The following is a 26,137-nucleotide window of genomic DNA, read 5'->3' as shown; positions in this document are numbered from 1 at the left end:
AACGCCAGGCCGGGTCAGGTGAAACCCCACCCGGCTTTTTTACATCACTCGCCCTGCGTCGCGCTCTCAATCGTCAAACGCACATCCGAGGTGATCAGTTCTGCCAGCATCTGATACACCTTCAGCGTCTCTTCCGGCTCGGCATCGCCCGTATCGCTGATGTAGCCTTCGTCGCGCAGCGTCAGAACCAGGGTGCTGAAGACTGCTTTATCGAAGAATTCAGGGGCGTTAATGCCGTGCAGCACGGACAGGCGCTGGGCCAGCGTCCGGCTCTCTTTCTCCAGCGTACCGCGGTTGATAGACGGGTTCGCACTCAGCAGCCAGAACGTAATGGCGTAGCGCTGCAGCGTTTCGCGCGCGCCGGCCGCCAGCAGTTGCAGGGTACGGGAACGCGACGGATTGATGTGGAGTTCGTCGTTTGAAACGGCGATCAGCCCCTGACGACGCAGCTCTTCCGTCAGTTTGTCCAGTTCGCCCGCCAGCTCATCCTTACTCCAGCGCAGGAACAGTTCCGCTTTCAGCATCGGATAGAGCGTCTCAACGTGACGCAATAGCTCCTGACGCGAAATACTGCGGTGCTGGGTGATGATAGCCGCCATGAGCGACGGCAGCATCAGCATATGGGTGATGTTGTTGCGGTAGTAGGTCATCAGCACTGCCTGTTCGCGCGGCAGAATGATGATGTCGCCGATCGTGTCCTTTTCGACTTCAAACTTGTTCATCTGCAAAGCGTGATCGATAAGCTCACTGGCGGTAGCAGAAGGCACGGTTGAATCAACGGAATACGGCACGTTGCGCATCATGTCCAGATAGCAATCCAGCTGCTCCGTGAGCTGCTCGCGGGTCAGCGAGCGCTGACGCGAAGCCAGAAGCGCCGTACAGCACAGGTTCATGGCGTTAGCCGCACCGGCGTTGTTAATGCGCACCATCAGCTCGGACGCGATGCCGTTGACCGTTGGCGTCAGCCAGGCTGGACGAATCGCTTCGATTGGATCGATGGATTCACGCCACTCGGGAACGTGATGGTTCAGGTACGTCATCAGCGGCATCGGCTCGCCGAAGTTCACGTAGCCCTGACCGAGATTACGTAGCTTGCTCAAGCCGCGCAGCATCTGCGGCAGGCTCTCTTTCTCTTTGGTCGCACCGCGCAGCTCTTTCGCGTACGTGCCCACTTCCATTACGTGCTCATAGCCAATGTAGATTGGCACCAGCGTGATTGGACGGGTTCCTCCGCGCAGCATCGCCTGAATGGTCATCGACAGCGTGCCGGTCTTCGGATCGAGCAGACGTCCGGTACGGGAACGACCGCCCTCCACGAAGTACTCAACGGAATAGCCGCGGCTGAACAGCTCGCCCAGATATTCGCGGAACACGGTGGAGTAGAGCTTGTTGCCCTTGAAGGTACGACGGATAAAGAACGCGCCCAGGCGGCGGAAAATCGGACCTGCTGGCCAGAAATTCAGGTTGATACCGGCAGCAATATGCGGCGGTACCAGTCCCTGGTGATAGAGCACGTAGGAAAGAAGCAGGTAGTCCATGTGGCTGCGGTGGCAGGGAACATAGACAATCTCATGGCCATCATGCGCCAGCTGGCGTACGCGCTCGGCGTTATGAACGTTGATGCCCTGATACAGGCGGTTCCAGGTAAAGCCGAGAATACGATCGGACAGGCGAATCATCTCGTAAGAGAAGTTCGCTGCAATCTCTTCCATCAGCGCAATGGCGTTCTGCTGGGCTTTCTCATGCGATATTTTCTTGCTGCGCGCTTCGTCTTCAACGGCGCGAGCAATCGCTTTGGAGGCCAGCAGCTTGTTGAACAGATCCTGACGCGCCGGGAGACGCGGCCCTACGGCAGCCAGGCGCTGTCGGGCGAAGTGCATACGCGCCACGCGCGCCAGTTTTTGCGCGATGATCTTGTCGGTACCGTGCTCGTCCGCCATTCGACGCAGCGAAACGGAAGGGGAGAAACGCACAAAGCTGTCGCGTCCCAGCCAGGAGACCGCGAAGAACTTCTGGATGCCATTAAGCATGCGCAGCGGCGGGTTCTCTTCACCTTTTTCACGGCCCGGACGACGACCAAACATCACCGATACCGGCACCATCTGCACATCCAGATCGGGGTTGCTGCGGTGCAGGTCAAGATAGTCGTGGAACAGCTTGATGGACTCTTCTTTTGGCGTGTAATAGGTAAACACGCGCGGTCCACCGTGAATGAACACGTAGCGCGGCAGCAGCGTACCGTCAACTTCAAGCGGTTCAAGCGGGTCAGGTAAGTCATGCGCCAGACACTGGGCGCGAAGCGTCAGTAAGTCTGCCTTCGAGTTATAAGGCAAAACGTACATAATAGGACGCGACGTATCGAGCCCCAATTCCAGCGCGGGTTCTGCTGGGATAGACTTGCTTTTTACCAGGATGCTTAATGGTAAATTAAGTAATTTGTAGTAAATTCGTGGCCAGCCGGACATAAACGATGTAAAGCCTCTGGTTAATAATGCAATTGCGGCGCAAGGATAACAGAAAGCGCGCAAAATTTCTGTTGTTACCCGTCATACTTCAGGCTGTAGCGAAACGCGCTACAGTTCCTGTTACTGACGCTTTTTTTCATAAAAGGTTCTTTTAATGGCCAATAATACCACTGGGTTAACGCGTATCATCAAAGCCGCCGGCTATTCATGGAAAGGTTTCCGTGCCGCGTGGATCAACGAAGCTGCCTTTCGCCAGGAGGGCGTCGCCGCTATCATCGCGGTGATCGTCGCCTGTTTCCTTGATATTGATGCTATTACCCGCGTACTTCTAATCGGTTCCGTGCTTCTGGTGATGATAGTGGAAATTCTTAATAGCGCTATTGAGGCCGTTGTTGATCGCATAGGTTCAGATTTCCATGAGCTTTCTGGCCGCGCAAAAGACATGGGCTCTGCTGCCGTGCTGCTGGCGATTATCACTGCTGTTATCACCTGGGTCACGCTGCTTTGGTCACATTTCCGATGAGCCTCGAGGAATAATTAAGTCCCTGGTTTTTTGTGCAGTTTTTGGTTCCAAAATCGCCTTTGACTGTATATACTCACAGCATAACTGTATATACACCCAGGGGGCGGAATGAAAGCGTTAACGACCAGGCAGCAAGAGGTGTTTGATCTCATCCGGGATCATATCGGCCAGACGGGTATGCCACCCACGCGTGCGGAAATCGCGCAGCGTCTGGGCTTCCGTTCTCCGAATGCTGCTGAAGAACACCTGAAAGCGCTGGCGCGTAAAGGCGTGATTGAGATTGTTTCAGGCGCGTCACGCGGTATCCGCCTGCTGGTGGAAGAAGAGACGGGCATTCCGCTGATAGGCCGTGTTGCTGCCGGTGAGCCTTTACTGGCACAGCAGCATATTGAAGGCCACTACCAGGTCGATCCTGGCATGTTCAAACCAAGCGCTGATTTCCTGCTGCGCGTCAGCGGTATGTCGATGAAAGACATCGGTATTCTTGACGGCGATCTGCTTGCGGTGCACAAAACGCAGGATGTGCGTAACGGCCAGGTGGTTGTCGCGCGCATAGATGATGAAGTCACCGTCAAGCGTCTGAAAAAACAGGGGAACACCGTTCAGCTACTGCCTGAAAACAACGAGTTCTCCCCGATTGTGGTCGATCTCCGCGAACACAACTTCTCTATCGAAGGACTGGCGGTTGGGGTCATTCGCAACGGCGAATGGCTGTAACCTCTTCCTGACAGGCTATGGCGCCGCTGTAGCCTGCTCCATTCTCGACTCCCGGTATTTTTCATGTCACTGCTGACGGCATCCGATAAGGCATTGTGGCGTCTTGCTCTGCCGATGATTTTCTCCAATATTACCGTTCCCTTGCTGGGTCTGGTCGATACTGCCGTTATTGGCCACCTTGATTCGCCTGTTTATCTTGGCGGCGTGGCGATTGGCGCGACGGCAACCAGCTTCCTGTTTATGCTGCTGCTCTTTTTGCGCATGAGCACCACCGGGCTCACGGCCCAGGCTTATGGTGCAAAAGATCCGCTGCGTCTGGCGCGCGCGCTGGTCCAGCCGCTGATCCTTGCGCTCGGTGCAGGGGCGTTAATCGTTTTATTTCGTGCGCCTCTTATCGACCTTGCGCTCCATGTTGTCGGCGGCAGCGAGGCGGTACTTGCTCAGGCGCGACGTTTCCTTGAAATCCGCTGGCTCAGCGCGCCCGCCTCGCTGGCAAACCTGGTTCTGCTGGGGTGGCTCCTGGGCGTTCAGTACGCCCGTGCACCAGTGATTTTGCTGGTGGTAGGCAACCTTCTCAACATTGTGCTGGATGTCTGGCTGGTAATGGGCCTGCATATGAACGTGCGGGGCGCGGCGCTGGCGACGGCAATTGCCGAATACGGAACCTTTATTATTGGTCTGTGGATGGTCTGGCGCGTGCTGGCGATGCGCGGCATCTCCCTGGCGCAGCTCAAAACTGCATGGCGCGGCAATATCCGTAGGCTGCTGGCGCTTAATCGTGACATCATGCTGCGCTCGCTGCTGCTTCAGCTCTGCTTCGGCGCGCTGACGGTTTTCGGGGCGCGACTGGGGCCAGAAATCGTTGCGGTCAACGCGGTATTGATGACGCTACTGACCTTTACCGCCTACGCGCTGGACGGTTTTGCCTATGCGGTAGAAGCGTATTCCGGGCAGGCTTACGGCGCGCGCGAAAGCGGGCAGCTGCGGGACGTCTGGCGGGCAGCCTGCCGCCAGTCGGGACTGGTGGCGCTGGCGTTCGGCCTGGTTTATGCCTGCCTTGGTGAGCAAATCGTCGCGTTGCTTACGTCTATCCCTGCGCTGCGCGAGCTGGCGAGTCACTATCTCATCTGGCAAGTCATCTTACCGGTGGTCGGCGTCTGGTGTTATCTGCTGGACGGCATGTTTATTGGTGCGACGCGCGGAGCGGAAATGCGCAACAGCATGGCGGTCGCGGCGGCAGGGTTTGGCCTGACGCTGCTGACGCTTCCCTGGCTGGGTAATCACGGTTTGTGGCTGGCCCTGGCCGTTTTCCTCTCGCTGAGAGGGATATCGCTGGCTTTTATCTGGCATCGCCACTGGCAAAACGATACCTGGTTCCCTACACGTCACGATATATCGTGACGGTTAAAGATTCCGAATATGAAATCAACTGCCGAATCCTTAACTACAATAATTATCACGTCCAGCAGAAAAGAACGTAACGGACGTTACGACCCGACGCTTAACTAAGAGGACACGATGATGAATAAAGACGAAATCGGCGGCAACTGGAAGCAGTTCAAAGGTAAAGCGAAAGAACAGTGGGGTAAGCTGACTGATGACGATATGACCGTCATTGAAGGTAAACGCGATCAGCTTGTCGGTAAAATTCAGGAACGTTACGGCTACGCGAAAGACCAGGCGGAAAAAGAAGTGGGCGACTGGGAAAAACGCAACGACTACCGCTGGTAACCGGGCTTTACCCGCAAGTACAAGGAAGTACACCCTGAGGGCGGCCATGAGCCGCCTTTTCTTTTGCCGTTAACGCGGTTTTTTCTTCACAAGAATAGAGTGGTCGTGCTGACACGCGTCCTGATGACGACAGGCTTCCACTTCCACGCAGGCAGAGCACAGTCCGTGCGCTTCAATCACGTTATGACGCAGGGCAAAACCCATTTTCGCTGCCAGCGTATGCATAATATCTTCCACGCCTTCCGCAGCCTCTTCTTTCACCACGCCGCATCGGTCACAGATAAACATCGCCGATGTGTGGGTAGGCTGATCGAACAGATGGCACAACACATAGCTGTTTGTGGACTCAACTTTATGCACGAATCCTTGTTCCAGCAGGAAATCCAGCGCGCGATACACCGTCGGTGGCTTCGCCTGCGGCTCGCTTTCGCGGAGCAGGTCGAGGAGATCGTAGGCGCTGATAGCACCCTGCTGCAGGCTCATCAGACGTAAGACTTCAAGGCGCTGCGGAGTCAGGCGCACATTGCGTTGCGCACATAGCTTTTCGGCCTGCGCTAACAGCTCTTTTGTGGACTTATCCATTTAGCACCCCGGATGTTATAGGACGGAAACCCCCACTTTATCATGTTCTGGTAAAAACGCCGAGATCCGCCAGTCTGTGCTATACCTGACCCATTACAAACCGGGAAATAAACAATGAAAAAACCTGACTGTATTCGGCACTGGCGCGACGTTGAAGGCGCGGATGATTCGACCTACCCAGATAGCGATGAGCGTTTTTCTATCGGCGCCCCGTTGGCTCGCAAGCTTGGGCTCGGGCGCATTGGTATCCATCATGAGCGTTTACCGCCCGGGCGCAGGACGTCCTATCCGCATGCGGAAAGCGATGAAGAAGAGTTCGTTTATGTGCTCGAAGGTCATCCAGAAGCGTGGATTAATGGCTATTTATGGAAACTTGAACCGGGCGACAGCGTGGGGTTTCCTGCCGGAACGGGTATTTGCCATACCTTTATCAACAACACGGACGAAGAGGTGCGGTTACTGGTCGTTGGCGAGGCCAACAAGAAACACAATCGCATCTACTATCCGCTTAACCCCGTTTATGCCGCTACCCGTGAGGATCGCTGGGTAGACCACCCGCCCCAGTTTTTTGGACCGCATGATGGAAAACCTGGGAAAAAATAATTTCCTCTTCTATAAATATTGAGGGCCGTCACAAAATACAACAGGCCGTAAGGAAGTTTTACTTAGGGATAGAAATAGCGGGTCTTTTACTACTTATTCACAGCAATAGTTCGTTCCTGTTTGGGTGATAACAGACAGGGGTTATTTCATAACAGACTATAACGGGCATACTGTGAAAAAAAATTTTAAATTTTCGGTGGTTAGTATCGCTGTTTCCTTGTTTATGGCAAATCAGGCGGGAGCAGCCAATACCTGGACAGAATCACGGAGTGACGCAATGGGTGGCACTGGCGTTGCCTCCGGGAGCTATGGTAGCGGGGCGTTAATCAACCCCGCGTTGCTGGCAAAGGCAAAACCGGACGATGATGTGACGGTCATTTTGCCGGCCGTTGGCGTTCAGGTGACGGATGAGGACAATCTTCAGGATGAGATTGATACCATCAACGACAAAATTAATCACTATAAGGATGTGGTTGATAACCTTACGCCAATTCAGGTCATCACCAATCCGTTAGGTTCCATTAATCAATTCCAGGGCGCGGCCAAAGATCTGGCCGATGAGCTGGACTATCTCAAGGGCAAAACCGCACGCGCGACGGCAGGCGCAGGGCTTGCCGTGAGTATTCCTAACGATGTGCTTTCCGTGGCCTTTATGGCGAAAGGGTACGCCCATGGCCGGGTGAGTTCGTCTATCGATCAGCAAGATATTGATTATCTGCGCGGTATTCAACGAAGCAATGTGGTGGCTGCCGGTGTTGCCCTGGACGCTGCGCTGAACGGTACGGATCAGATCACTAAAAATCTCAACTCAACGGCGTCTGGCCGGGCAGCGATTGTGTCCGACTATGGTGTTGCCGTTGCCCGTCAGTTTGACCTCGGCGGCGTCCCGGTTTCCGTAGGGGTTACGCCAAAACTGCAAAAAACCTGGGTCTATAACTACACCACGTCAATCTACGATTATGACAGTAACAAGTGGAACGACAGCCGCTACCGCACGGACGACACGGGCTTTAACGTCGATGCCGGTATTGCGGCTGATTTCGGCGAACACTGGACCGTTGGCGTGAGCGGCCAAAACCTGATGTCGCGCGATATCGACACCAAAGATATCCGTATCCGCAACGGCCGGACGGGAGAAGTGGTGAGCTATAAAGACACCTACCAGATCCGTCCGCTGGTGACCGCCGGTGCCGCCTGGCACAACGACCTGGTGACGCTGACCGCCGATGGCGATCTGACGGAAACCAAAGGCTTCAAGAGCGAAGATACGTCGCAGTACGTGGGGGTCGGTGCCGAGGTTACGCCGCTCAGCTGGCTGGCGGTGCGTGCGGGTTATCGCGCGGACGTGAAGGGTAACGACAGCAATGTCTTTACCGGCGGTGTCGGTTTCGCGCCGTTCAGTACCGTTCATGTTGACCTGATGGGTCTGTACGGCGAGGACGAAACCTGGGGTGCCGGGGCTCAGCTGAGCATGACGTTCTAAAGTCCACCGGAGGCGCTGCGCCTCCGGCTTTTCTTTGTGCTATAGTAGCGCCCCTTTTCAACCAGATGCTTAAAACTTCGCCATGTCGTCAGAATTACAGACCGCTTTCCCTGCACACCGTTTCTCCATTGCGCCGATGCTCGACTGGACGGACAGACACTGCCGCTATTTCCTGCGCCAGCTCTCCCGCCATACGCTGCTGTACACCGAAATGGTGACCACGGGCGCAATCATTCACGGGAAGGGCGACTATCTGGCCTATAGCGAAGAAGAGCATCCGGTTGCCCTGCAGCTGGGCGGCAGCGATCCGGCCGCGCTGGCGCAGTGCGCGAAGCTGGCGGAAGAACGCGGCTACGACGAGATCAACCTGAACGTTGGCTGCCCGTCCGACCGCGTGCAAAACGGCATGTTTGGCGCCTGTCTGATGGGGAATGCACAGCTGGTAGCGGACTGTATCAAGGCGATGCGCGATGTGGTCTCCATTCCGGTCACGGTCAAAACCCGTATCGGCATTGACGACCAGGACAGCTACGAATTCCTGTGCGACTTCATCAACACGGTATCCGGGAAAGGCGAGTGCGAGATGTTCATCATTCACGCGCGAAAAGCCTGGCTCTCCGGCCTCAGCCCGAAAGAGAACCGTGAGATCCCGCCGCTGGACTATCCGCGCGTGTATCAACTGAAGCGTGACTTCCCGCACCTGACGATGTCCATCAACGGTGGCATCAAGTCGCTGGAAGAGGCCAAAGCGCATCTGGGGCATATGGATGGCGTGATGGTCGGGCGCGAGGCGTATCAAAACCCGGGTATTCTGACGACGGTCGATCGCGAAATCTTTGGTATCGAAGGCGCGGACACCGATCCGGTTGCGGTCGTGCGTGCGATGTACCCTTACATTGAGCGCGAGTTGAGCAATGGTACCTATCTCGGCCATATCACCCGCCATATGCTTGGTCTGTTCCAGGGGATTCCGGGCGCGCGTCAGTGGCGCCGCTACCTGAGCGAGAATGCGCATAAAGCCGGTGCCGATATTGAGGTGCTGGAACATGCGCTGCGACTGGTGGCAGACAAGCGATAACTTTCGCTAAAAGTTCGTCAAATTCACCACGCCCTGCGAACGCTCGCGGGGCTTTTTGCTTTAATAACAACAGCTTAATGCTGGCATGATTCTTGTAATGCTGACTGCATTACTCGGGAACTCGTGGGAGAACACCATGCTGGAACTACTTTTTGTGATTGGCTTTTTTGTCATGCTGTTAGCGACAGGCGTTTCGCTGCTCGGCATTCTGGCGGCTATCGTGGTGGCGACGGTGGTCATGTTTATTGGCGGACTGTTTGCGCTGACGATCAAACTGTTGCCGTGGCTACTGCTGGCCATTGCGGTCGTGTGGGTGATTCGGGCGATTAAAGCGCCAAAAGTGCCCAGTTATCAGCGCAATAACCGCTTCCGTTACTAAGGTATTGAGGGGTTCGTCACATACTTGTAACTTTTCCGGCGGCATGGCTTAGAACAGAATAGGATTTAGTTATCGAATCTGTCACTATGACTGCCGTTAAAGAATTCATCGAGCTGTACCCTACATACAGCCGAACTAAAAAAAGAAAGGGCTTCCCACGGGAAGCCCAATTTCTTTTGGGACTCAGGGAATCAACAAGCTCGATCCCTGCGTCGCCCGGCTCTCCAGCACCTCATGCGCGCGCCGCGCATCGGTCAGCGCGAATTTTTGCGCATCTGACACCTCCACTTTGATGACGCCGCTGGCGATCAGCGAGAACAGCTCGTTGCTGGCTTCCTCAAGTTCTTCCCGGTTGGTGATGTATCCTTGCAGGGAAGGGCGAGTCACATACAGCGAACCTTTCTGATTCAGAATACCGAGGTTAACGCCGGTTACCGCGCCTGACGAATTGCCGAAGCTGACCATCAGACCACGGCGCTGCAGACAGTCCAGCGACGCTTCCCACGTGTCTTTCCCCACCGAGTCATACACCACGCGCACTTTTTTGCCGCTGGTGATCTCCTTCAGCCGCTCAACAATGCTCTCTTCACGATAGTTAATCACCTGCCAGGCGCCCGCCTGCAGCGCGCGCTGCGCTTTTTGTGCATTTCCGACGGTGCCGATAAGCTTCGCGCCCAGTGCCTTTGCCCACTGACAGGCGATGAGCCCGACGCCACCCGCTGCGGCATGGAACAGGAACTGCTCGTCGGGTTTAATTTCATAGGTTTTGCGCAGCAGGTAGTAAACCGTCAGGCCTTTCAGAAACGAGGCCGCCGCCTGCTCAAAGGAGATGGCGTTAGGCAGCAGGGCGGCTTTATCCGCCGGAACGTTGTGGACGGAGCTGTAAGCGCCCAGCGCAGACTGCGCGTATACCACGCGATCGCCCTCTTTAATATGCTTAACCGCGCTGCCCACTTTAACGACGACACCGGCCGCCTCGGTGCCCAGGCCGCTCGGCATTGACGGCGGCGGGTAGAGACCGCCGCGAATATAGGTGTCGATGTAGTTAATGCCGATGGCTTTGTTTTCAACCTGCACTTCGTTTTCGCCAGGCGCGGCAGGTGTGAACTCCACCGCTTTCAGTACGTCTGGCCCACCGTGTTTCTGGAATTCAATGCGCGTTGCCATGCTCCCTCCGTAAGAAAAATATGGTAATCTTTCGACCCACTCTTTATCTCGGTAACTCCATTCACTATGGCAGGAAACAAACCCTTCAACAAACAGACTGAACCTCGCGAGCGTGATTTCCAGGTCGCAGGGTTAAAGGTCCCGCCGCACTCGATTGAAGCGGAACAGTCGGTGTTGGGCGGTTTAATGCTGGATAACGAGCGCTGGGACGACGTCGCCGAGCGCGTCGTGGCGGAAGATTTCTACACCCGCCCGCACCGCCACATCTTTACTGAAATGGCGCGCCTGCAGGAATCGGGCAGCCCGATCGACCTGATCACGCTCGCGGAATCGCTGGAGCGTCTTGGTCAGCTCGACAGCTGCGGCGGGTTTGCCTATCTGGCGGAACTGTCAAAAAACACGCCTAGTGCGGCGAACATCAGCGCTTATGCCGATATCGTGCGCGAACGTGCCGTCGTCCGCGAGATGATCTCGGTGGCGAATGAGATCGCCGAGGCCGGTTTTGATCCGCAGGGGCGCACCAGCGAAGACCTGCTCGACCTGGCTGAATCCCGCGTCTTTAAAATCGCCGAAAGCCGCGCCAATAAAGACGAAGGCCCAAAAAACATCGCCGATGTCCTCGACGCCACCGTTGCCCGTATTGAACAGCTGTTCCAGCAGCCGCACGACGGTGTGACCGGGGTAAACACCGGCTATGACGATTTGAACAAGAAAACCGCCGGCCTGCAGCCGTCGGATTTGATTATCGTCGCCGCGCGTCCGTCGATGGGTAAAACTACCTTTGCGATGAACCTCGTCGAAAACGCGGCGATGTTGCAGGATAAGCCGGTGCTGATCTTCAGCCTTGAGATGCCCTCCGAGCAGATTATGATGCGTTCTCTGGCGTCGCTGTCGCGCGTAGATCAGACCCGCATTCGTACCGGCCAGCTTGATGATGAAGACTGGGCGCGCATCTCCGGCACCATGGGCATTCTGCTGGAAAAACGTAACATCTATATCGATGACTCGTCCGGCCTGACGCCGACGGAAGTGCGCTCCCGCGCGCGCCGTATCGCCCGTGAACACGGTGGCATCGGCCTCATCATGATCGACTACCTTCAGCTGATGCGCGTCCCGTCGCTTTCCGACAACCGTACGCTTGAAATTGCGGAGATTTCCCGCTCGCTCAAGGCGTTAGCCAAAGAGCTGCACGTACCGGTAGTCGCGCTGTCGCAGCTGAACCGCTCTCTGGAACAACGTGCCGACAAGCGCCCGGTCAACTCTGACCTGCGTGAGTCCGGCTCCATCGAGCAGGATGCCGACTTAATTATGTTTATCTACCGTGATGAGGTTTATCACGAGAACAGTGACCTGAAAGGGATCGCCGAAATTATTATTGGTAAACAACGTAACGGCCCAATCGGGACGGTGCGTCTGACCTTTAACGGACAGTGGTCGCGTTTCGACAACTATGCCGGTCCTCAATATGATGATGAGTAATTTCTAAGGAATTCAAATGCAAGCGGCAACTGTTGTTATTAACCGCCGCGCTCTGCGACACAACCTGCAACGTCTGCGTGAACTGGCGCCTGCCAGCAAGCTCGTTGCAGTCGTGAAAGCGAACGCTTACGGACACGGTCTTCTTGAGACCGCGCGAACGCTCCCCGATGCAGACGCCTTTGGCGTCGCCCGTCTTGAAGAAGCCCTCCGCCTGCGCGCGGGCGGCATTACTCAACCCATACTGCTCCTCGAAGGCTTTTTCGAAGCCAGCGATCTGCCGACCATTGCTGACCAGCATCTGCACACGGCGGTACATAACGAAGAACAGCTAACCGCACTCGAAACCGCCGAACTGAGCGAGCCGGTGAACGTCTGGATGAAGCTCGACACGGGCATGCACCGTCTTGGCGTGCGTCCGGAAAGCGCGGAAGCGTTTTATCAGCGTTTATGCCGGTGCAAAAACGTGCGTCAGCCGGTGAATATCGTCAGCCACTTCGCCCGTGCCGATGAGCCCGAGTGCGGTGCGACCGAGCGGCAGCTGGATATCTTTAACACCTTCTGCGAAGGCAAGCCGGGGATGCGCTCGATTGCGGCATCCGGCGGGATTCTGCTGTGGCCGCAGTCGCATTTCGACTGGGCGCGACCAGGCATTATTCTCTACGGCGTGTCGCCGCTGGAGAACAAACCCTGGGGGCCGGACTTTGGCTTCCAGCCGGTCATGTCGCTGGTCTCTAACCTGATTGCCGTGCGTGACCATAAAGCGGGTGAGCCTGTGGGCTACGGCGGTACCTGGACCAGCGAGCGTGATACCCGTCTCGGCGTGGTGGCGATGGGTTATGGTGACGGCTATCCGCGCGCCGCGCCTTCGGGCACGCCAGTTCTGGTCAACGGTCGCGAGGTGAAGATTGTTGGCCGCGTGGCGATGGACATGATTTGTGTCGATCTGGGGCCTGAAGCCCAGGATAAGCCCGGCGACGATGTCGTGATGTGGGGCGAGGGGCTGCCCGTCGAACGCATTGCTGAAATTACGAAAGTGAGTGCTTACGAACTTATCACGCGCCTGACGTCAAGGGTGGCGATGAAGTACATCGACTAACATTTTATTCCAGGGAAGGATAATGTCCCCTTCAGAAATCGCTGCTTGTCTGGCCTATGCGCTCTCCGTCTGGCTGGCCGCCAGAAATAACATCCATACGTGGTGGATTGGCATCATAGGCTGCGGACTTTACGCGTGGGTCTTTTATTCAGTACAGCTTTATGCTGACGTTACGCTTCAATTCTTCTTCATTGTTACGAGCATAACCGGCTGGTTGCACTGGCTTAAAGGCAACCATGGAGAGGTATTGCCTGTTCGTCGTACCAAACCGGGGCATTTCTTGATGCTCCTGGCCTGTGCCGTGAGCGTGGCGGCGGTGTATGGACTGATATTGCATCTCTATACGAATGCCTGGGCTCCCTGGCTGGATTCCATCATTTTGACATTCAGCGTTCTTGCTCAGTTTATGCTGATGGGACGACGTCTGGAAAACTGGTACGTCTGGATTGCCGTTAACACGCTGGCGGTACCGCTGTATGCGATGAGGGACCTGCATCTGACCGCCGGGTTATATTTGCTATTTTGGTTTAATGCATGGCATGGACTGTATCAGTGGCGTAAGGAGATCCGCGCGCAATGAAGCGTTATGCCAGCGGCCTGGTTGTGGGCAAATTTGCACCTTTGCATTCAGGGCATGAAGCGCTTATCAATGCGGCTCTTGAGCAGTGCGAGACGGTCTGTATCATCAGCTATTCGTCGCCGGAAATACGCGGTTACGAACCTGAAAAGCGGCTTAACTGGTTAACAACGCGCTTCCCGCAATGTCGCCACCTCGTGCTTTCGCCGCAAGTGTTGGCTTCATATGGCCTTGCGCCACATCCACCGAATGATGCTGATGACGATCTTCACCGGCATTATGTTGCAACGCTATGTGAGGACATTTTGCATTGTCAGCCAGAGGCGGTATTTACTGCCGAAGACTATGGAGACGGGTTTGCTAGTGTGTTGAGCCAACGTTTCGGACGACCGGTTGCGCACGTTCGTCTCCAGCGTCCACTGGGACCTGATGACCCTTCGGGAACGCGCATACGTTCTGATGTTCATCGTTATCGTAAGATGATGTCCCCAGAGGTGTACCGAAGCTTTGTTTTTCGTATCTGCTTATTAGGTGGAGAATCGACGGGCAAAAGCACGCTAGCAAAGGCACTGGCGCAGACGCTAAACGTTCCGTACGTTGCAGAGTATGGTCGTGAACACTGGGAAGCGAAGAACGGCATCCTGGAGCTGGAGGATTTGCTGCATATTGCCCGCGAGCAAGTGCGCCGGGAAGCATTAGCCTGCACGGCGCCTTATCTGGTCTGTGATACGTCACCTTTAACGACCCTGTTTTACACACTCGATCAGTTTGGCAGCGCGCCGCAGGCGTTAAAGGAGTTAGCTGAACGAGACTATGCACTGGTCGTACTTTGCGGAGATGAATTTCCGTTTGTACAGGATGGCACCCGGCAGGGCGAGGCGTTTCGCCACAGACAGCAGGTATGGTATGAAGCAGAGCTATCGGCACGAAATATTCCTTTTCTGCGCGTGCAGGGCTCACTGCCTGAGCGAATCGATCAAATTTGCCGATATATCCAGGGGCTGGCCTGATATCGCTCTCGACCTTCTCCTACTTCCGGTTTATTGTTGAAATCCCTGCCTCATCGAATTCCGGAGAACCATCGCGTGTTTCAGAAAGTTGACGCCTATGCCGGCGACCCTATCCTCTCCTTAATGGAGCGTTTCAAAGAAGATCCTCGCAGCGACAAAGTGAACCTCAGCATCGGTCTGTATTACAACGAGGATGGTATCATTCCTCAGTTAAAAGCCGTTGCCGAAGCCGAAGCGCGTCTGAACGCTGTTCCACACGGTGCTTCTCTTTATCTGCCGATGGAAGGGTTAAACGCCTACCGCAACACCATCGCTCCGCTGTTATTCGGTGCCGATCACGCGGTGCTCGCGCAAAAACGCGTGGCGACCATCCAGACGCTGGGCGGCTCGGGTGCGCTGAAAGTGGGTGCAGACTTCCTGAAAAAATACTTCCCGGATTCAGGCGTGTGGGTCAGTGACCCGACGTGGGAAAACCACGTTGCGATCTTCGAGGGCGCAGGTTTCAGCGTGGCGACCTATCCGTGGTTCGACAGCGAAACGAACGGCGTGCGCGTCGAAGCACTGCTGGAAAAACTGAACACCCTGCCGGCGCGCAGCATTGTGCTGCTGCATCCATGCTGCCATAACCCGACCGGGGCGGATCTCACCAACGCCCAGTGGGATGCGGTGATTGAGGTACTGAAGGCCCGCGACCTGATTCCGTTCCTCGACATTGCCTACCAGGGCTTTGGTGCGGGCATGGAAGAAGATGCTTACGCCATCCGCGCCGTGGCCAGCGCAGGTCTGCCAGCGCTGGTAAGTAACTCCTTCTCTAAAATCTTCTCCCTGTACGGTGAACGCGTTGGCGGTCTGTCCGTGGTCTGTGAAGACGCCGAAGCGGCGGGTCGCGTGCTCGGCCAACTGAAGGCGACGGTGCGCCGTATTTACTCCAGCCCGCCAAACTTTGGTGCGCAGGTGGTGGCGACGGTTCTCGGCGACGAACAGCTGAAAGCGTCCTGGCTTGCCGAAGTGGAAGCGATGCGTAAGCGCATCCTGTCCATGCGTCAGGAGCTGGTTAACGTGCTGAAAGAGGCCGTGCCGGGACATAACTTCGACTATCTGCTCAAGCAGCGCGGGATGTTCAGCTATACCGGACTGAGCGCGGCGCAGGTCGATCGCCTGCGCGAAGAGTTCGGCGTTTACCTGATCGCCAGCGGCCGTATGTGCGTGGCGGGGCTGAATGCCAGCAACGTTCATCGCGTGGCGCAGGCCTTTGCTGCTGTAATGTAAGTACTTACTATTCGCTTCCCCCTCTCCCTGTAGGAGAGGGGCGGGGTGAGGGCATCTGGCCGCACAAAACCTTGCCCGGTGGCGCTTCGCTTACCGGGCCTGCGGGCTGGGTGTTCTCCCTCTCCCTATGGGAGAGGGCTGGGGTGAGGGCATCTGGTCGCACAAAAACCTTGCCCGGCGCTTTGTGATCGTCTTCTTTTTATTCAGCTTCATAAGCAAAAACTCCTTCCCTTCACCTCCCGCTGGGGTTATGGTCGGATAGTTTTTTGACCATCTACTCAAATTAAAACGATAACAAACTGAATATTCAGGGGAAAATATGCGCAAGATCACACTGGCGCTCAGCGCCGCCTGCTTATTGTTCTCGCTTAATAGCGCCGTCGTCGCGCGAGCTTCTGCCCCGACGCCGCTTTACACCGGCACCACCGCCGCCATTCTCGCCGAGCAGGCGCCCATTCACTGGGTTTCCGTGGCCCAAATCGAAAACAGCCTGATCGGCCGCCCGCCAATGGCCGTGGGTTTTGACATTGACGATACAGTGCTGTTCTCAAGCCCCGGCTTCTGGCGCGGGAAGAAAACGTATTCACCCGACAGCGAAGCGTATCTGAAGAACCCGGAATTCTGGGAAAAAATGAATAACGGCTGGGACGAATTCAGCATCCCGAAAGAGGTTGCCCGTGCGCTTATTGCTATGCACGTGAAGCGCGGTGACAGCATCTACTTTGTTACCGGCCGCAGTCAGACCAAAACCGAAACCGTCTCTAAAACGCTGCAGGATGATTTCCAGATCCCGGCAACCAGCATGAATCCGGTCATTTTTGCCGGTGACAAAGAAGGGCAAAACACCAAAACCCAGTGGCTGGAAAAGAAAAATATCAAAGTATTCTACGGCGATTCGGATAACGACATCACCGCCGCGCATGACGTGGGAGCCAGAGGGATCAGGGTGTTGCGCGCCTCTAACTCGACCTATCGACCGCTGCCGATGGCCGGAAAGTTTGGCGAAGAGGTGATCGTCAATTCGGAGTATTAAGTACATGGCAGCGGGTTTGACTCTTTTTTAATCAAATCTCGCTGCTGCGGGTTTTACCTTTCGTCTTCTTGCTGCACACTTAGAAAGATTCATCTTTCATCACGGAGCAGCACATGTGGTATCAACAGACCCTGACCTTAAGCGCTAAACCACGCGGATTTCACCTGGTGACGGATGAAGTCATCGGGCAACTCCGCGACCTGTCGCGGGTGAAAACGGGTTTGCTGCATCTGCTGCTTCAGCACACGTCCGCCTCTCTCACGCTTAATGAAAATTGCGATCCCACCGTCCGGTCCGACATGGAGCACCATTTTCTGAAGAGCGTCCCGGACAACGCGCCTTACGAGCATGACTATGAGGGGGCGGACGATATGCCTTCGCATATTAAATCCTCCCTGCTGGGCGTATCGTTGATGCTGCCGGTTCACAACGGGCGGTTGCTGTTGGGAACGTGGCAGGGGATCTGGCTGGGAGAGCATCGCATTCACGGTGGTTCGCGTAAAATTATCGCCACGCTACAAGGGGAATAAAGATGACAATTTCGGAGATACTTCAGTACTGCATGAGCAAGCCCGGCGCGGAGCAGAGCGTTCATAGCGACTGGAAAGCCACGCAGATTAAAGTGGGAGATGTCCTGTTTGCGATGGTGAAAGAGGTGGAAGGCCGTCCGGCGGCGTCGCTGAAAACCAGCCCTGAACTGGCGGATTTGCTACGTCAACAGCATGATGACGTGAGGCCGAGCAAGCACCTCAATAAGGCGCACTGGAGCACCGTCTATCTGGATGGATCGATTCCAGGCTCACAGATCTACTACCTGGTGGATGCGTCCTATCAGCAGGCGGTTGAGCTGCTGCCGGAAACCACCCGACAGCAACTCTCCGTGTGACAATTACAGCAACGGTTTAAGGAAGCGCGCGGTGTGCGAGGCTTCGCACTCTGCAACGGTCTCTGGCGTACCGGAGACGAGAATTTCACCGCCGCCGCTGCCGCCTTCCGGGCCGAGATCGACAATCCAGTCCGCGGTTTTAATCACGTCCAGGTTATGTTCGATGACCACGATAGTGTTGCCCTGATCGCGCAGCTGATGCAGAACCTCGAGCAGCTGCTGGATGTCGGCAAAGTGCAGGCCCGTAGTCGGCTCGTCCAGAATGTAGAGCGTCTGACCTGTGCCGCGTTTTGACAGCTCACGCGCCAGCTTCACGCGCTGCGCTTCACCGCCGGACAGCGTGGTTGCCGACTGCCCCAGACGAATGTAGGTCAGGCCTACGTCCATCAGCGTCTGCAGCTTACGCGCCAGCGCAGGGACGGCGTCAAAGAACTCGCGCGCCTCTTCGATGGTCATGTCCAGCACTTCGTGGATGGTCTTGCCTTTGTACTTAATCTCCAGCGTTTCGCGGTTATAGCGTTTGCCTTTGCACTGATCGCACGGCACGTAGATATCCGGCAGGAAGTGCATCTCAACCTTGATCACGCCGTCGCCCTGGCACGCTTCGCAGCGGCCACCGCGCACGTTAAAGCTGAAACGTCCTGGCGTATAGCCGCGGGAGCGCGCTTCCGGCACGCCGGCAAACAGTTCACGTACGGGCGTGAAGACGCCAGTATAGGTTGCCGGGTTAGAGCGCGGGGTACGGCCAATCGGGCTCTGGTCAATGTCGATAACTTTATCGAAATGCTCCAGCCCCTGGATGTCGCGGTACGGTGCAGGCTCGGCCAGCGTCGCGCCGTTCAGCGCCGTCTGCGCAATCGGGAACAGCGTATCGTTGATCAGCGTCGATTTACCGGAACCGGACACGCCGGTGATACAGGTAAACAGGCCAACCGGCAGCGTCAGGGTGACGTCTTTCAGGTTGTTGCCGCGCGCGCCGGTCAGCTTAAGCACTTTTTCCGGATCTGCCGCTACGCGCTGTTTCGGCACTTCAATCTTGCGCTTGCCGCTCATGAACTGGCCGGTCAGCGATTCGGGTACCGCCATAATGTCCTTCAGCGTCCCTTCCGCGACTACCTGACCGCCGTGCACGCCAGCGCCTGGGCCAATGTCGATGACGTGGTCAGCCGCGCGGATCGCATCTTCATCGTGCTCGACCACAATTACCGTGTTGCCGAGGTTGCGCAGGTGAACCAGCGTCCCGAGCAGGCGCTCGTTGTCGCGCTGGTGCAGGCCGATGGACGGCTCATCCAGCACGTACATCACGCCGACTAAGCCCGCGCCAATCTGGCTGGCCAGACGGATACGCTGGGCTTCACCGCCGGAGAGCGTTTCTGCCGAGCGGGAAAGCGTCAGGTAGTTCAGGCCGACGTTCACCAGGAACTTCAGGCGATCGCCGATCTCTTTCAGCACTTTTTCGGCAATTTTCGCGCGCTGGCCGGAGAGCTTCAGGTTGTTGAAGAAGTCCATCGCATGGCCGATGCTCATGTCTGAGATGGTCGGCAGCGCGGTGTTTTCCACAAACACGTGGCGCGCTTCGCGACGCAGACGCGTGCCCTCACAGGTGGCGCAGGAGCGGTTGCTGATGAACTTTGCCAGCTCCTCGCGCACCGCGCTGGATTCGGTCTCTTTGTAGCGGCGCTCCATGTTGTGCAGCACCCCTTCGAACGGGTGGCGACGCACGGAGGTATCGCCGCGATCGTTCATATACTTGAACTCGATGTTCTCTTTGCCGGAACCGAACAGGATCACTTTGTGCACGTTCGGGGTCAGGCTCGCCCACGGGGCTTCGACGTCGAACTTATAGTGCTCTGCCAGCGATTTCAGCATCTGGAAGTAGTAGAAGTTACGCTTGTCCCAGCCGCGAATGGCGCCGCCCGCCAGCGACAGTTCCGGGTTCTGAATCACGCGGTCCGGGTCGAAATATTGCTGGACGCCCAGGCCGTCACAGGTCGGGCACGCGCCCGCCGGGTTGTTGAATGAGAACAGGCGCGGTTCCAGCTCGCGCATGCTGTAGCCGCAAATCGGGCAGGCGAAGTTGGCGGAGAAGAGCAGCTCTTCCGCTTTTGGGTCGTCCATGTCGGAGACCACGGCCGTGCCGCCAGAAAGTTCCAGCGCCGTTTCAAAGGATTCCGCCAGGCGCGTGGCGAGATCGTCGCGCACCTTAAAGCGGTCAATCACCACCTCGATGGTGTGCTTCTTCTGCAGCTCCAGCTTTGGCGGATCGGACAGGTCGCACACTTCGCCGTCGATACGGGCGCGGATATAGCCCTGGCTTGCCAGGTTTTCCAGCGTTTTGGTGTGTTCGCCTTTTCGCTCTTTAATGATCGGCGCCAGCAGCATCAGGCGTTTGCCTTCCGGCTGCGACAGCACGTTATCCACCATCTGGCTGACGGTCTGGGCCGCCAGCGGGACGTCGTGGTCCGGGCAGCGCGGCTCGCCCACGCGGGCATACAGCAGACGCAGGTAGTCATGAATTTCGGTAATGGTACCGACCGTTGAACGCGGGTTATGCGAGGTGGACTTCTGCTCAATAGAGATAGCAGGGGACAACCCTTCAATGTGGTCGACATCCGGTTTTTCCATCAGCGACAGGAACTGACGCGCGTACGCAGAGAGCGATTCAACGTAACGACGCTGTCCTTCGGCATACAAAGTGTCGAAAGCCAGTGAGGATTTGCCAGACCCCGAAAGTCCGGTCACGACAATGAGTTTGTCGCGAGGGATTATGAGGTTGATATTCTTGAGATTGTGGGTGCGGGCGCCCCGAACTTCGATCTTATCCATTCACCTTTCCCGGTTGGAACACGGATTGCCTGATTTGTTTGAAGGACAAACGGCTGTCAGAAACGGCTAATTATGACACAATTTGACCTGTTTGAATATACAGTGTTGGAATGCATTTTCTGATTGGCTGTGTAACAATGTGGAGTTGCGAGAGAACTCTGGAACGTGCTACGCAACTATCAAAGTGCAGCATGGAAATGGTACACTCGCGCGTTTACACTATTAAGAAACGTATTCAGGAGACACGAACATGGCCAGCAGAGGCGTAAACAAGGTGATTCTCGTCGGTAATCTGGGCCAGGACCCGGAAGTACGCTACATGCCGAGTGGTGGCGCAGTTGCCAACATTACGCTGGCTACTTCCGAATCCTGGCGTGATAAAGCGACCGGTGAGATGAAAGAGCAGACCGAATGGCACCGCGTTGTGCTGTTTGGCAAACTGGCCGAAGTGGCCGGTGAGTATCTGCGTAAAGGTTCTCAGGTCTATATCGAAGGCCAGCTGCGTACCCGCAAATGGACCGATCAGTCCGGTGCTGAGAAGTACACCACGGAAGTCGTGGTCAACGTGGGCGGTACCATGCAGATGCTGGGTGGCCGTCAGGGCGGTGGCGCACCGGCTGGCGGCGGTCAGAGCCAGCAGCAGGGCGGTTGGGGTCAGCCTCAGCAGCCGCAGGGCGGCAACCAGTTCAGCGGCGGCGCGCAGTCTCGTCCGCAGCAGCAGTCTGCTCCGGCGCCGTCTAACGAACCGCCAATGGATTTCGACGACGACATTCCGTTCTGATTTCCGCGTGCTGAAAACAAAAAACCCAGACTATCGTCTGGGTTTTTTTATTCCGTCAGGGATCAGGTAATCACCATCGGCCAGTCTGGCGGCGTGTGGCTCATCGCCTCAACCATCACCACTTTAATATTTTCCCAGACGGCGGCGATATCCAGCAGGGTAATGCCAAGCAGGCCCGTTGCAAACCAGCAGGCCGCACCCAGCCCCAGCAGGGTGCTGATAACAGCAAGACCCGCATAGTCAGATTTACGAAACTGAATATTCAGCGTGCTGGCTAAAAACATCAGCACCGCACTCAACAAAGGCCAGCGCAGGAGAACCATGCTGGTAGTAATGGTTGCCATAAAACCCATCCTCTACAAAACAGACGAACTGAATGAAACGGTGTTTCTCGTTACAAAATATGTGTGAACTATATCACATTTGTTGATTTATTCGCCAGTATCTGAGCGATCAAAAAAGAGGATTTTATTCTTCAGAAAAGGCGATTGCGCGGGTTGGTTCGGCCTTCGGCGCACGAGGAGGTGGGCACACAGCGTGCCGGAAACGCACATCGGGCAGGTGGTGATACCGCAAATTCAGTTTTTATAAGAGGGACGTTATTCTCACCCAATCCTGAAAATATTGTGGTGAAGGTTGACTATTTATAAATCAACGAACACAATGCCTCCGGGCAAATAGCATAAAACGTCCCGATGAACTTGTACTTTTTTCATGCTGTCAAACGTTTGGCTTAATCAACGATCGTCTGTTGTGTTATCTTCCCGTCAGCCCTAACGGGCTGGATAATTATTTTCCTTAATTGAAACGGAACGAATACTTACAGTTTAACTTACGGGAAAATATTATCGGCATAACGAAATTTAAGATTTTTAATACTAAAAGTCAGTTGCTAACTTCGCATGATTCATGCAACGTAATCACCTGTTTAACAAAGCATCCGGCCTTCATTACTACAGGCGTACAACATGCAGGGATATAGGGCGGGAAATGAATCGTAGCGCGCGGCGCAAAATGCTCAGGGTGGTAGGGATCATCATGGTAGTTATGCTGCCGGTGATGCTTGCGCTATGGTTTGCCCAGCTACGAGCCGTTTCTGAAACAAGCGCCCAGCTACGCACATTTGCTGAACTGGCTTTAGACAAAACAGAGCTGGTTATTCAACAGGTTGAGCTGGCCAGGGACGAGGCGGTAAAATATCAGGGCGAGCTTTGCACGCCGGGACACCGTCAATATATGCTGAACGTTGTTCGTGGCCGCCTGTTTGTCGCCGATTTAATTTACGCTGAAGGTCAGAATTTTCTTTGTTCGACCGTTTTTACACCGGATCACCCCTACGCCATTCCTGTCGCTAATTACACGCGTAAACCTGACGTCGCTATCTATTATTATCGCGACACCCCATTTTATACTGGCTATAAAATGACATATATGCAGCGCGGAAATTATGTGGTTGTCGTCAACCCGCTTTCATACAGCGAAGTCATGTCCGCGGATCATTCTCTCTCCTGGGGTGTGTACGACACGGTAACCAATGCTTTCTTTTCCGTCAGCCAGAAAGCCAATGTTTCTTTATTAAATTCGATGATTCGGGATAAGGAATCGGTATTTCAAAAAGATAACCGCTTTTATACGATCGTAACATCTCCCAAAAGACCGATTGCGGCCATTGTCTCGACATCGAATAAACGCTTTTATGAAACGCTTTATCACCAGGCGACGTTGACGCTGCCGCTGGGCATGATCTGCAGCATTATTATTTTGCTGGTATGGTCCCGTACCCATCGTGAGCTTAATTCGCCGGGGCGCTTACTGCACCGCGCGCTGAACAAACGACAGCTTTGCGTCCACTATCAACCGATTATTGATATTAAGAATAACCAGTGTGTGGGCGCGGAGGCGCTGTTACGCTGGCCTGGCTTTAACGGGCAGGTGATGAGCCCGGCTGAGTTTATCCCGCTGGCGGAAAGTGAGGGAATGAGCGAGCGGATTACGGACTATGTCGTTGAGGAGGTGTTCAACGATCTGGGTCATTTCCTGGCCGAGCATCCGCATCTCTATATTTCGATTAACCTGTCGGCCACGGACTTCCACTCCTCGCGGCTGATCGCCATGATTTCCGACAAGGCCCGCCACTACGCCGTCCGTGCGCAGCAAATCAAAATAGAAGTGACGGAGCGCGGTTTTATCGATGTGCCAAAAACCACGCCGGTGATTCAGGCTTTCCGTCAGGCGGGTTACGAAGTCGCGATCGATGATTTCGGTACCGGCTACTCGAACCTGCACAACCTCTACTCGCTGAACGTGGATATTCTGAAAATCGATAAATCGTTTATCGATACCTTAACGACCAACAGTACCAGCCACCTGATCGCCGAGCATATTATCGAGATGGCGCAAAGCCTGCGGCTGAAAACCATTGCGGAAGGGGTAGAGACGGCAGAGCAGGTGAGCTGGCTGTTGAAGCGCGGCGTCCAGTTTTGTCAGGGATGGCACTTCGCGAAAGCGATGCCGCCCCAGGAATTTATGACCTGGCAGCAGCAGCCTTTGCACTGAGGGTGATTAATTCAACTGGTGGCGATAGTCGCTCGGCGTGCGGTCAAACTCGCGGCGAAACACGCGGGAAAAGGTTTGTTGCGACACATAGCCAAGGTCCATCGCGATATCAAAAATGGGCCGCTGCGTGGAGCGTAGCGCCTGTGCCGCCAGCAGCAGTCTGCGCTGGCGAATGTACTCGCCCAGCGTCTGATGCATGACCGTGCGGAACATTCTCTGTAAATACCATTTCGAATAGCCCGACTTTTTAGCGACCACATCAATGTTCAACGGTTGGTCGATATGTTCATCAATCCATTCAATAAGCGTCTGAATAATCTGCTGATGCGACATAAGGTTGCCCCTCTGTAGATACAACTATCTCGGTTAATTCGTCGTTTTCTCTGCGGGCGAGTATAATTCCTCAAGTTAACTTGAGGTAAAGAGGTTTTATGGAAAAGAGATTGCCGCGAATTAAAGCGCTTTTAACCCCCGGTGAAGTGGCGAAGCGAAGCGGCGTTGCGGTATCGGCGCTCCACTTCTATGAAAGCAAAGGGTTAATTAAAAGCATCCGCAACGGCGGCAACCAGCGCCGCTATACCCGCGACGTGCTCCGCTACGTGGCGATTATCAAAATTGCGCAACGAATCGGAATCCCCCTGGCCACCATCGGCGAGGCGTTTGGCGTGCTGCCTGAAGGGCATACGCTGAGCCCGAAAGAGTGGAAAGAGCTGTCTTCCCAGTGGCGTGAAGAGCTGGACCGGCGTATTCATACGCTGGTCGTCCTGCGTGATGAGCTGGACGGTTGTATCGGCTGCGGCTGCCTGTCGCGTAGCGATTGTCCGTTGCGTAACCCTGGCGACAGGCTGGGTGAGCAGGGGACGGGGGCGCGGCTGCTGGAAGAGGATTGAGTTTGTGCGGCCGGCAAAAAGCATAATAAAGAACTAAAGCGCCACATAAGGGCGCTTTAGTTTTTCCCGGTCTTTGTCTTTCACTCTATCCCGCTGGTTCACGGGAGGGTTTCCCCCGACATCAGCACCCCTCAGTGTCGAGCTGGTTGGGGAGGTTCCGGATTGTGCTGACACTTTAATTCTATGCAAGACCCGTTTTTTCGCCAGCCTCACCGACCGTTTTTTAGACGAATTTTTTTCGCGGTGTTGTTCAATTTTCTATAGTTAAAAAGTATGAATAACAGGAGAAAGCCATGCTCACGGTACACCACCTTAACCAGTCGCGCTCGCACCGCGCGATCTGGGCGCTGGAAGAACTCGGCCTGCCTTATGAGATCGTCCACTACCAGCGCGAAAAGAACATGCTGGCGCCGGAGGCTCTTAAAAAGGTGCATCCGTTGGGCAAATCGCCGGTCATCGAAGATAACGGACTGATTCTTGCGGAGTCTGGCGCAATTCTGGAATATCTGCAGGAAACGTACGATGCCGAGTCTCGGCTTAAGCCTTTGGATCCCGCGCATAAGGTGCAATACCGCTTCTGGCTGCATTACGCCGAAGGATCGCTGATGCCGCTGCTGTTAATGAAGCTGGTCTTCAACAGCCTCGGCAAGCCGCCGGTGCCGTTTGGTATCAGAACCCTGGGCAAAGCGCTGGGGCAAGGGGTGCAGAAAGCGTATCTCAACCGTCAGCTGGAGACCCATGCGCGCTTTATTGAGTCACATCTTGCCGAAAACAGCTGGTTTGCCGGGGATTCGCTCAGCATGGCCGATATCCAGATGAGCTTTCCGATCTTTGCGCTGCTGGCGCGCGGCGGTATCGCTAATCTGCCGCATATTCAGGCATGGAAGACAAAAGTTGAGAACACCCCAGGCTGGCAAAGAACCCTGGAACAGGGTGGACCGTTATCTATTCCCGGTGAGGACTGAAATGTAAACAAATTGCGCATAGACGATAACGTTTGCGCATC

Annotated in this window: 26 protein-coding genes; 20 read left to right on the top strand and 6 right to left on the bottom strand. The window is 55.3% G+C overall.

Going from position 1 to position 26,137, the window contains the following annotated elements:
- Positions 1 to 44: 44 nt before the first annotated feature.
- A complete protein-coding gene (gene plsB / locus AC1VYI_RS22890) occupies positions 45 to 2,465 on the bottom strand; it encodes a glycerol-3-phosphate 1-O-acyltransferase PlsB (RefSeq protein ID WP_023310037.1) in 2,421 nt (806 codons plus the stop codon).
- Positions 2,466 to 2,619: 154 nt separating this feature from the next.
- On the opposite strand from plsB, the gene AC1VYI_RS22885 reads away from it, so the two are divergent.
- The 4 genes from AC1VYI_RS22885 (at position 2,620) to AC1VYI_RS22870 (ending at position 5,436) form a co-directional block, all read left to right on the top strand.
- Entirely contained in the window at positions 2,620 to 2,988 is a 369-nt protein-coding gene (locus AC1VYI_RS22885; protein ID WP_023310038.1) for a diacylglycerol kinase, read from the top strand.
- 108 nt (positions 2,989 to 3,096) lie between these two features.
- Complete coding sequence (lexA, locus tag AC1VYI_RS22880; protein ID WP_023310039.1) at positions 3,097 to 3,705, top strand: transcriptional repressor LexA; 609 nt, start codon at positions 3,097 to 3,099, stop codon at positions 3,703 to 3,705.
- Between the two features lie 63 nt (positions 3,706 to 3,768).
- Complete coding sequence (dinF, locus tag AC1VYI_RS22875) at positions 3,769 to 5,106, top strand: MATE family efflux transporter DinF (RefSeq protein WP_134866905.1); 1,338 nt, start codon at positions 3,769 to 3,771, stop codon at positions 5,104 to 5,106.
- 120 nt (positions 5,107 to 5,226) lie between these two features.
- Entirely contained in the window at positions 5,227 to 5,436 is a 210-nt protein-coding gene (locus AC1VYI_RS22870) for a CsbD family protein (RefSeq protein ID WP_014830284.1), read from the top strand.
- Between the two features lie 69 nt (positions 5,437 to 5,505).
- Here the strand turns inward: AC1VYI_RS22870 and zur are convergent, their stop codons facing one another.
- Positions 5,506 to 6,018, bottom strand: coding sequence for a zinc uptake transcriptional repressor Zur (zur, locus tag AC1VYI_RS22865; protein WP_008503369.1), 513 nt, complete (start codon positions 6,016 to 6,018; stop codon positions 5,506 to 5,508).
- A 114-nt stretch (positions 6,019 to 6,132) separates the two neighbouring features.
- On the opposite strand from zur, the gene AC1VYI_RS22860 reads away from it, so the two are divergent.
- The 4 genes from AC1VYI_RS22860 (at position 6,133) to pspG (ending at position 9,561) form a co-directional block, all read left to right on the top strand.
- Positions 6,133 to 6,621, top strand: a complete 489-nt coding sequence (locus AC1VYI_RS22860; protein ID WP_023310041.1) for a cupin domain-containing protein — start codon at positions 6,133 to 6,135, stop codon at positions 6,619 to 6,621.
- 172 nt (positions 6,622 to 6,793) lie between these two features.
- Positions 6,794 to 8,104 carry a conjugal transfer protein TraF gene (locus AC1VYI_RS22855; RefSeq protein ID WP_134866904.1) on the top strand — a complete coding sequence of 437 codons (1,311 nt, stop codon included), beginning with the start codon at positions 6,794 to 6,796 and terminating at the stop codon, positions 8,102 to 8,104.
- Between the two features lie 82 nt (positions 8,105 to 8,186).
- Positions 8,187 to 9,182 carry a tRNA dihydrouridine(20/20a) synthase DusA gene (dusA, locus tag AC1VYI_RS22850; protein ID WP_134866903.1) on the top strand — a complete coding sequence of 332 codons (996 nt, stop codon included), beginning with the start codon at positions 8,187 to 8,189 and terminating at the stop codon, positions 9,180 to 9,182.
- Positions 9,183 to 9,318: 136 nt separating this feature from the next.
- Positions 9,319 to 9,561 (top strand): envelope stress response protein PspG, encoded by a 243-nt coding sequence (gene pspG / locus AC1VYI_RS22845; protein WP_023310044.1) that lies wholly within the window; start codon positions 9,319 to 9,321, stop codon positions 9,559 to 9,561.
- 183 nt (positions 9,562 to 9,744) lie between these two features.
- Here pspG and AC1VYI_RS22840 read toward each other — a convergent pair whose 3' ends face one another.
- Positions 9,745 to 10,728, bottom strand: coding sequence for a quinone oxidoreductase (locus tag AC1VYI_RS22840; RefSeq protein ID WP_134866902.1), 984 nt, complete (start codon positions 10,726 to 10,728; stop codon positions 9,745 to 9,747).
- Positions 10,729 to 10,794: 66 nt separating this feature from the next.
- Here AC1VYI_RS22840 and dnaB point away from each other — a divergent pair, with 66 nt between their 5' ends.
- From dnaB to AC1VYI_RS22800, 8 genes are all read left to right on the top strand, one after another.
- Positions 10,795 to 12,207: a replicative DNA helicase gene (gene dnaB, locus AC1VYI_RS22835; protein ID WP_023310046.1), complete on the top strand. Its 1,413-nt coding sequence runs from the start codon at positions 10,795 to 10,797 to the stop codon at positions 12,205 to 12,207.
- Between the two features lie 16 nt (positions 12,208 to 12,223).
- On the top strand, positions 12,224 to 13,303 hold the full coding sequence (alr, locus tag AC1VYI_RS22830; protein WP_023310047.1) for an alanine racemase: 1,080 nt from the start codon (positions 12,224 to 12,226) through the stop codon (positions 13,301 to 13,303).
- A gap of 22 nt (positions 13,304 to 13,325) precedes the next feature.
- Positions 13,326 to 13,883 carry a nicotinamide riboside transporter PnuC gene (gene pnuC / locus AC1VYI_RS22825; protein ID WP_047743080.1) on the top strand — a complete coding sequence of 186 codons (558 nt, stop codon included), beginning with the start codon at positions 13,326 to 13,328 and terminating at the stop codon, positions 13,881 to 13,883.
- Positions 13,880 to 14,890 (top strand): AAA family ATPase, encoded by a 1,011-nt coding sequence (locus AC1VYI_RS22820; protein WP_134866901.1) that lies wholly within the window; start codon positions 13,880 to 13,882, stop codon positions 14,888 to 14,890. The genes pnuC and AC1VYI_RS22820 overlap by 4 nt, the downstream gene beginning before the upstream one ends.
- 75 nt (positions 14,891 to 14,965) lie before the next feature.
- Positions 14,966 to 16,159, top strand: coding sequence for an aromatic amino acid transaminase (gene tyrB / locus AC1VYI_RS22815; protein WP_045355258.1), 1,194 nt, complete (start codon positions 14,966 to 14,968; stop codon positions 16,157 to 16,159).
- 319 nt (positions 16,160 to 16,478) lie between these two features.
- Entirely contained in the window at positions 16,479 to 17,192 is a 714-nt protein-coding gene (aphA, locus tag AC1VYI_RS22810; protein WP_045355260.1) for an acid phosphatase AphA, read from the top strand.
- Positions 17,193 to 17,305: 113 nt separating this feature from the next.
- A complete protein-coding gene (locus AC1VYI_RS22805) occupies positions 17,306 to 17,722 on the top strand; it encodes a secondary thiamine-phosphate synthase enzyme YjbQ (RefSeq protein ID WP_023310052.1) in 417 nt (138 codons plus the stop codon).
- A 2-nt stretch (positions 17,723 to 17,724) separates the two neighbouring features.
- On the top strand, positions 17,725 to 18,078 hold the full coding sequence (locus AC1VYI_RS22800; RefSeq protein ID WP_023310053.1) for an MmcQ/YjbR family DNA-binding protein: 354 nt from the start codon (positions 17,725 to 17,727) through the stop codon (positions 18,076 to 18,078).
- Between the two features lie 3 nt (positions 18,079 to 18,081).
- Here the strand turns inward: AC1VYI_RS22800 and uvrA are convergent, their stop codons facing one another.
- Positions 18,082 to 20,904, bottom strand: coding sequence for an excinuclease ABC subunit UvrA (gene uvrA, locus AC1VYI_RS22795; RefSeq protein ID WP_045355262.1), 2,823 nt, complete (start codon positions 20,902 to 20,904; stop codon positions 18,082 to 18,084).
- A 250-nt stretch (positions 20,905 to 21,154) separates the two neighbouring features.
- On the opposite strand from uvrA, the gene ssb1 reads away from it, so the two are divergent.
- On the top strand, positions 21,155 to 21,685 hold the full coding sequence (gene ssb1 / locus AC1VYI_RS22790; protein WP_023310055.1) for a single-stranded DNA-binding protein SSB1: 531 nt from the start codon (positions 21,155 to 21,157) through the stop codon (positions 21,683 to 21,685).
- 62 nt (positions 21,686 to 21,747) lie between these two features.
- On the opposite strand, the gene AC1VYI_RS22785 is transcribed toward ssb1, so the two are convergent.
- Positions 21,748 to 22,029 carry a YjcB family protein gene (locus tag AC1VYI_RS22785; protein WP_008503385.1) on the bottom strand — a complete coding sequence of 94 codons (282 nt, stop codon included), beginning with the start codon at positions 22,027 to 22,029 and terminating at the stop codon, positions 21,748 to 21,750.
- A gap of 646 nt (positions 22,030 to 22,675) precedes the next feature.
- Here AC1VYI_RS22785 and AC1VYI_RS22780 point away from each other — a divergent pair.
- Positions 22,676 to 24,241 carry an EAL domain-containing protein gene (locus tag AC1VYI_RS22780; RefSeq protein ID WP_032662576.1) on the top strand — a complete coding sequence of 522 codons (1,566 nt, stop codon included), beginning with the start codon at positions 22,676 to 22,678 and terminating at the stop codon, positions 24,239 to 24,241.
- A gap of 6 nt (positions 24,242 to 24,247) precedes the next feature.
- On the opposite strand, the gene soxS is transcribed toward AC1VYI_RS22780, so the two are convergent.
- Positions 24,248 to 24,574 carry a superoxide response transcriptional regulator SoxS gene (gene soxS, locus AC1VYI_RS22775; RefSeq protein WP_013095071.1) on the bottom strand — a complete coding sequence of 109 codons (327 nt, stop codon included), beginning with the start codon at positions 24,572 to 24,574 and terminating at the stop codon, positions 24,248 to 24,250.
- A 98-nt stretch (positions 24,575 to 24,672) separates the two neighbouring features.
- On the opposite strand from soxS, the gene soxR reads away from it, so the two are divergent.
- Both soxR and AC1VYI_RS22765 read left to right on the top strand, forming a co-directional pair.
- Positions 24,673 to 25,131 carry a redox-sensitive transcriptional activator SoxR gene (soxR, locus tag AC1VYI_RS22770; protein WP_023310057.1) on the top strand — a complete coding sequence of 153 codons (459 nt, stop codon included), beginning with the start codon at positions 24,673 to 24,675 and terminating at the stop codon, positions 25,129 to 25,131.
- Between the two features lie 293 nt (positions 25,132 to 25,424).
- Positions 25,425 to 26,096: a glutathione S-transferase family protein gene (locus tag AC1VYI_RS22765; RefSeq protein WP_033144416.1), complete on the top strand. Its 672-nt coding sequence runs from the start codon at positions 25,425 to 25,427 to the stop codon at positions 26,094 to 26,096.
- Positions 26,097 to 26,137 lie beyond the last annotated feature (41 nt).

The sequence above is a fragment of the Enterobacter sp. QK-SA4 genome (genome assembly GCF_056856775.1).
This window is presented reverse-complemented; position numbering and strand designations above follow the sequence as displayed.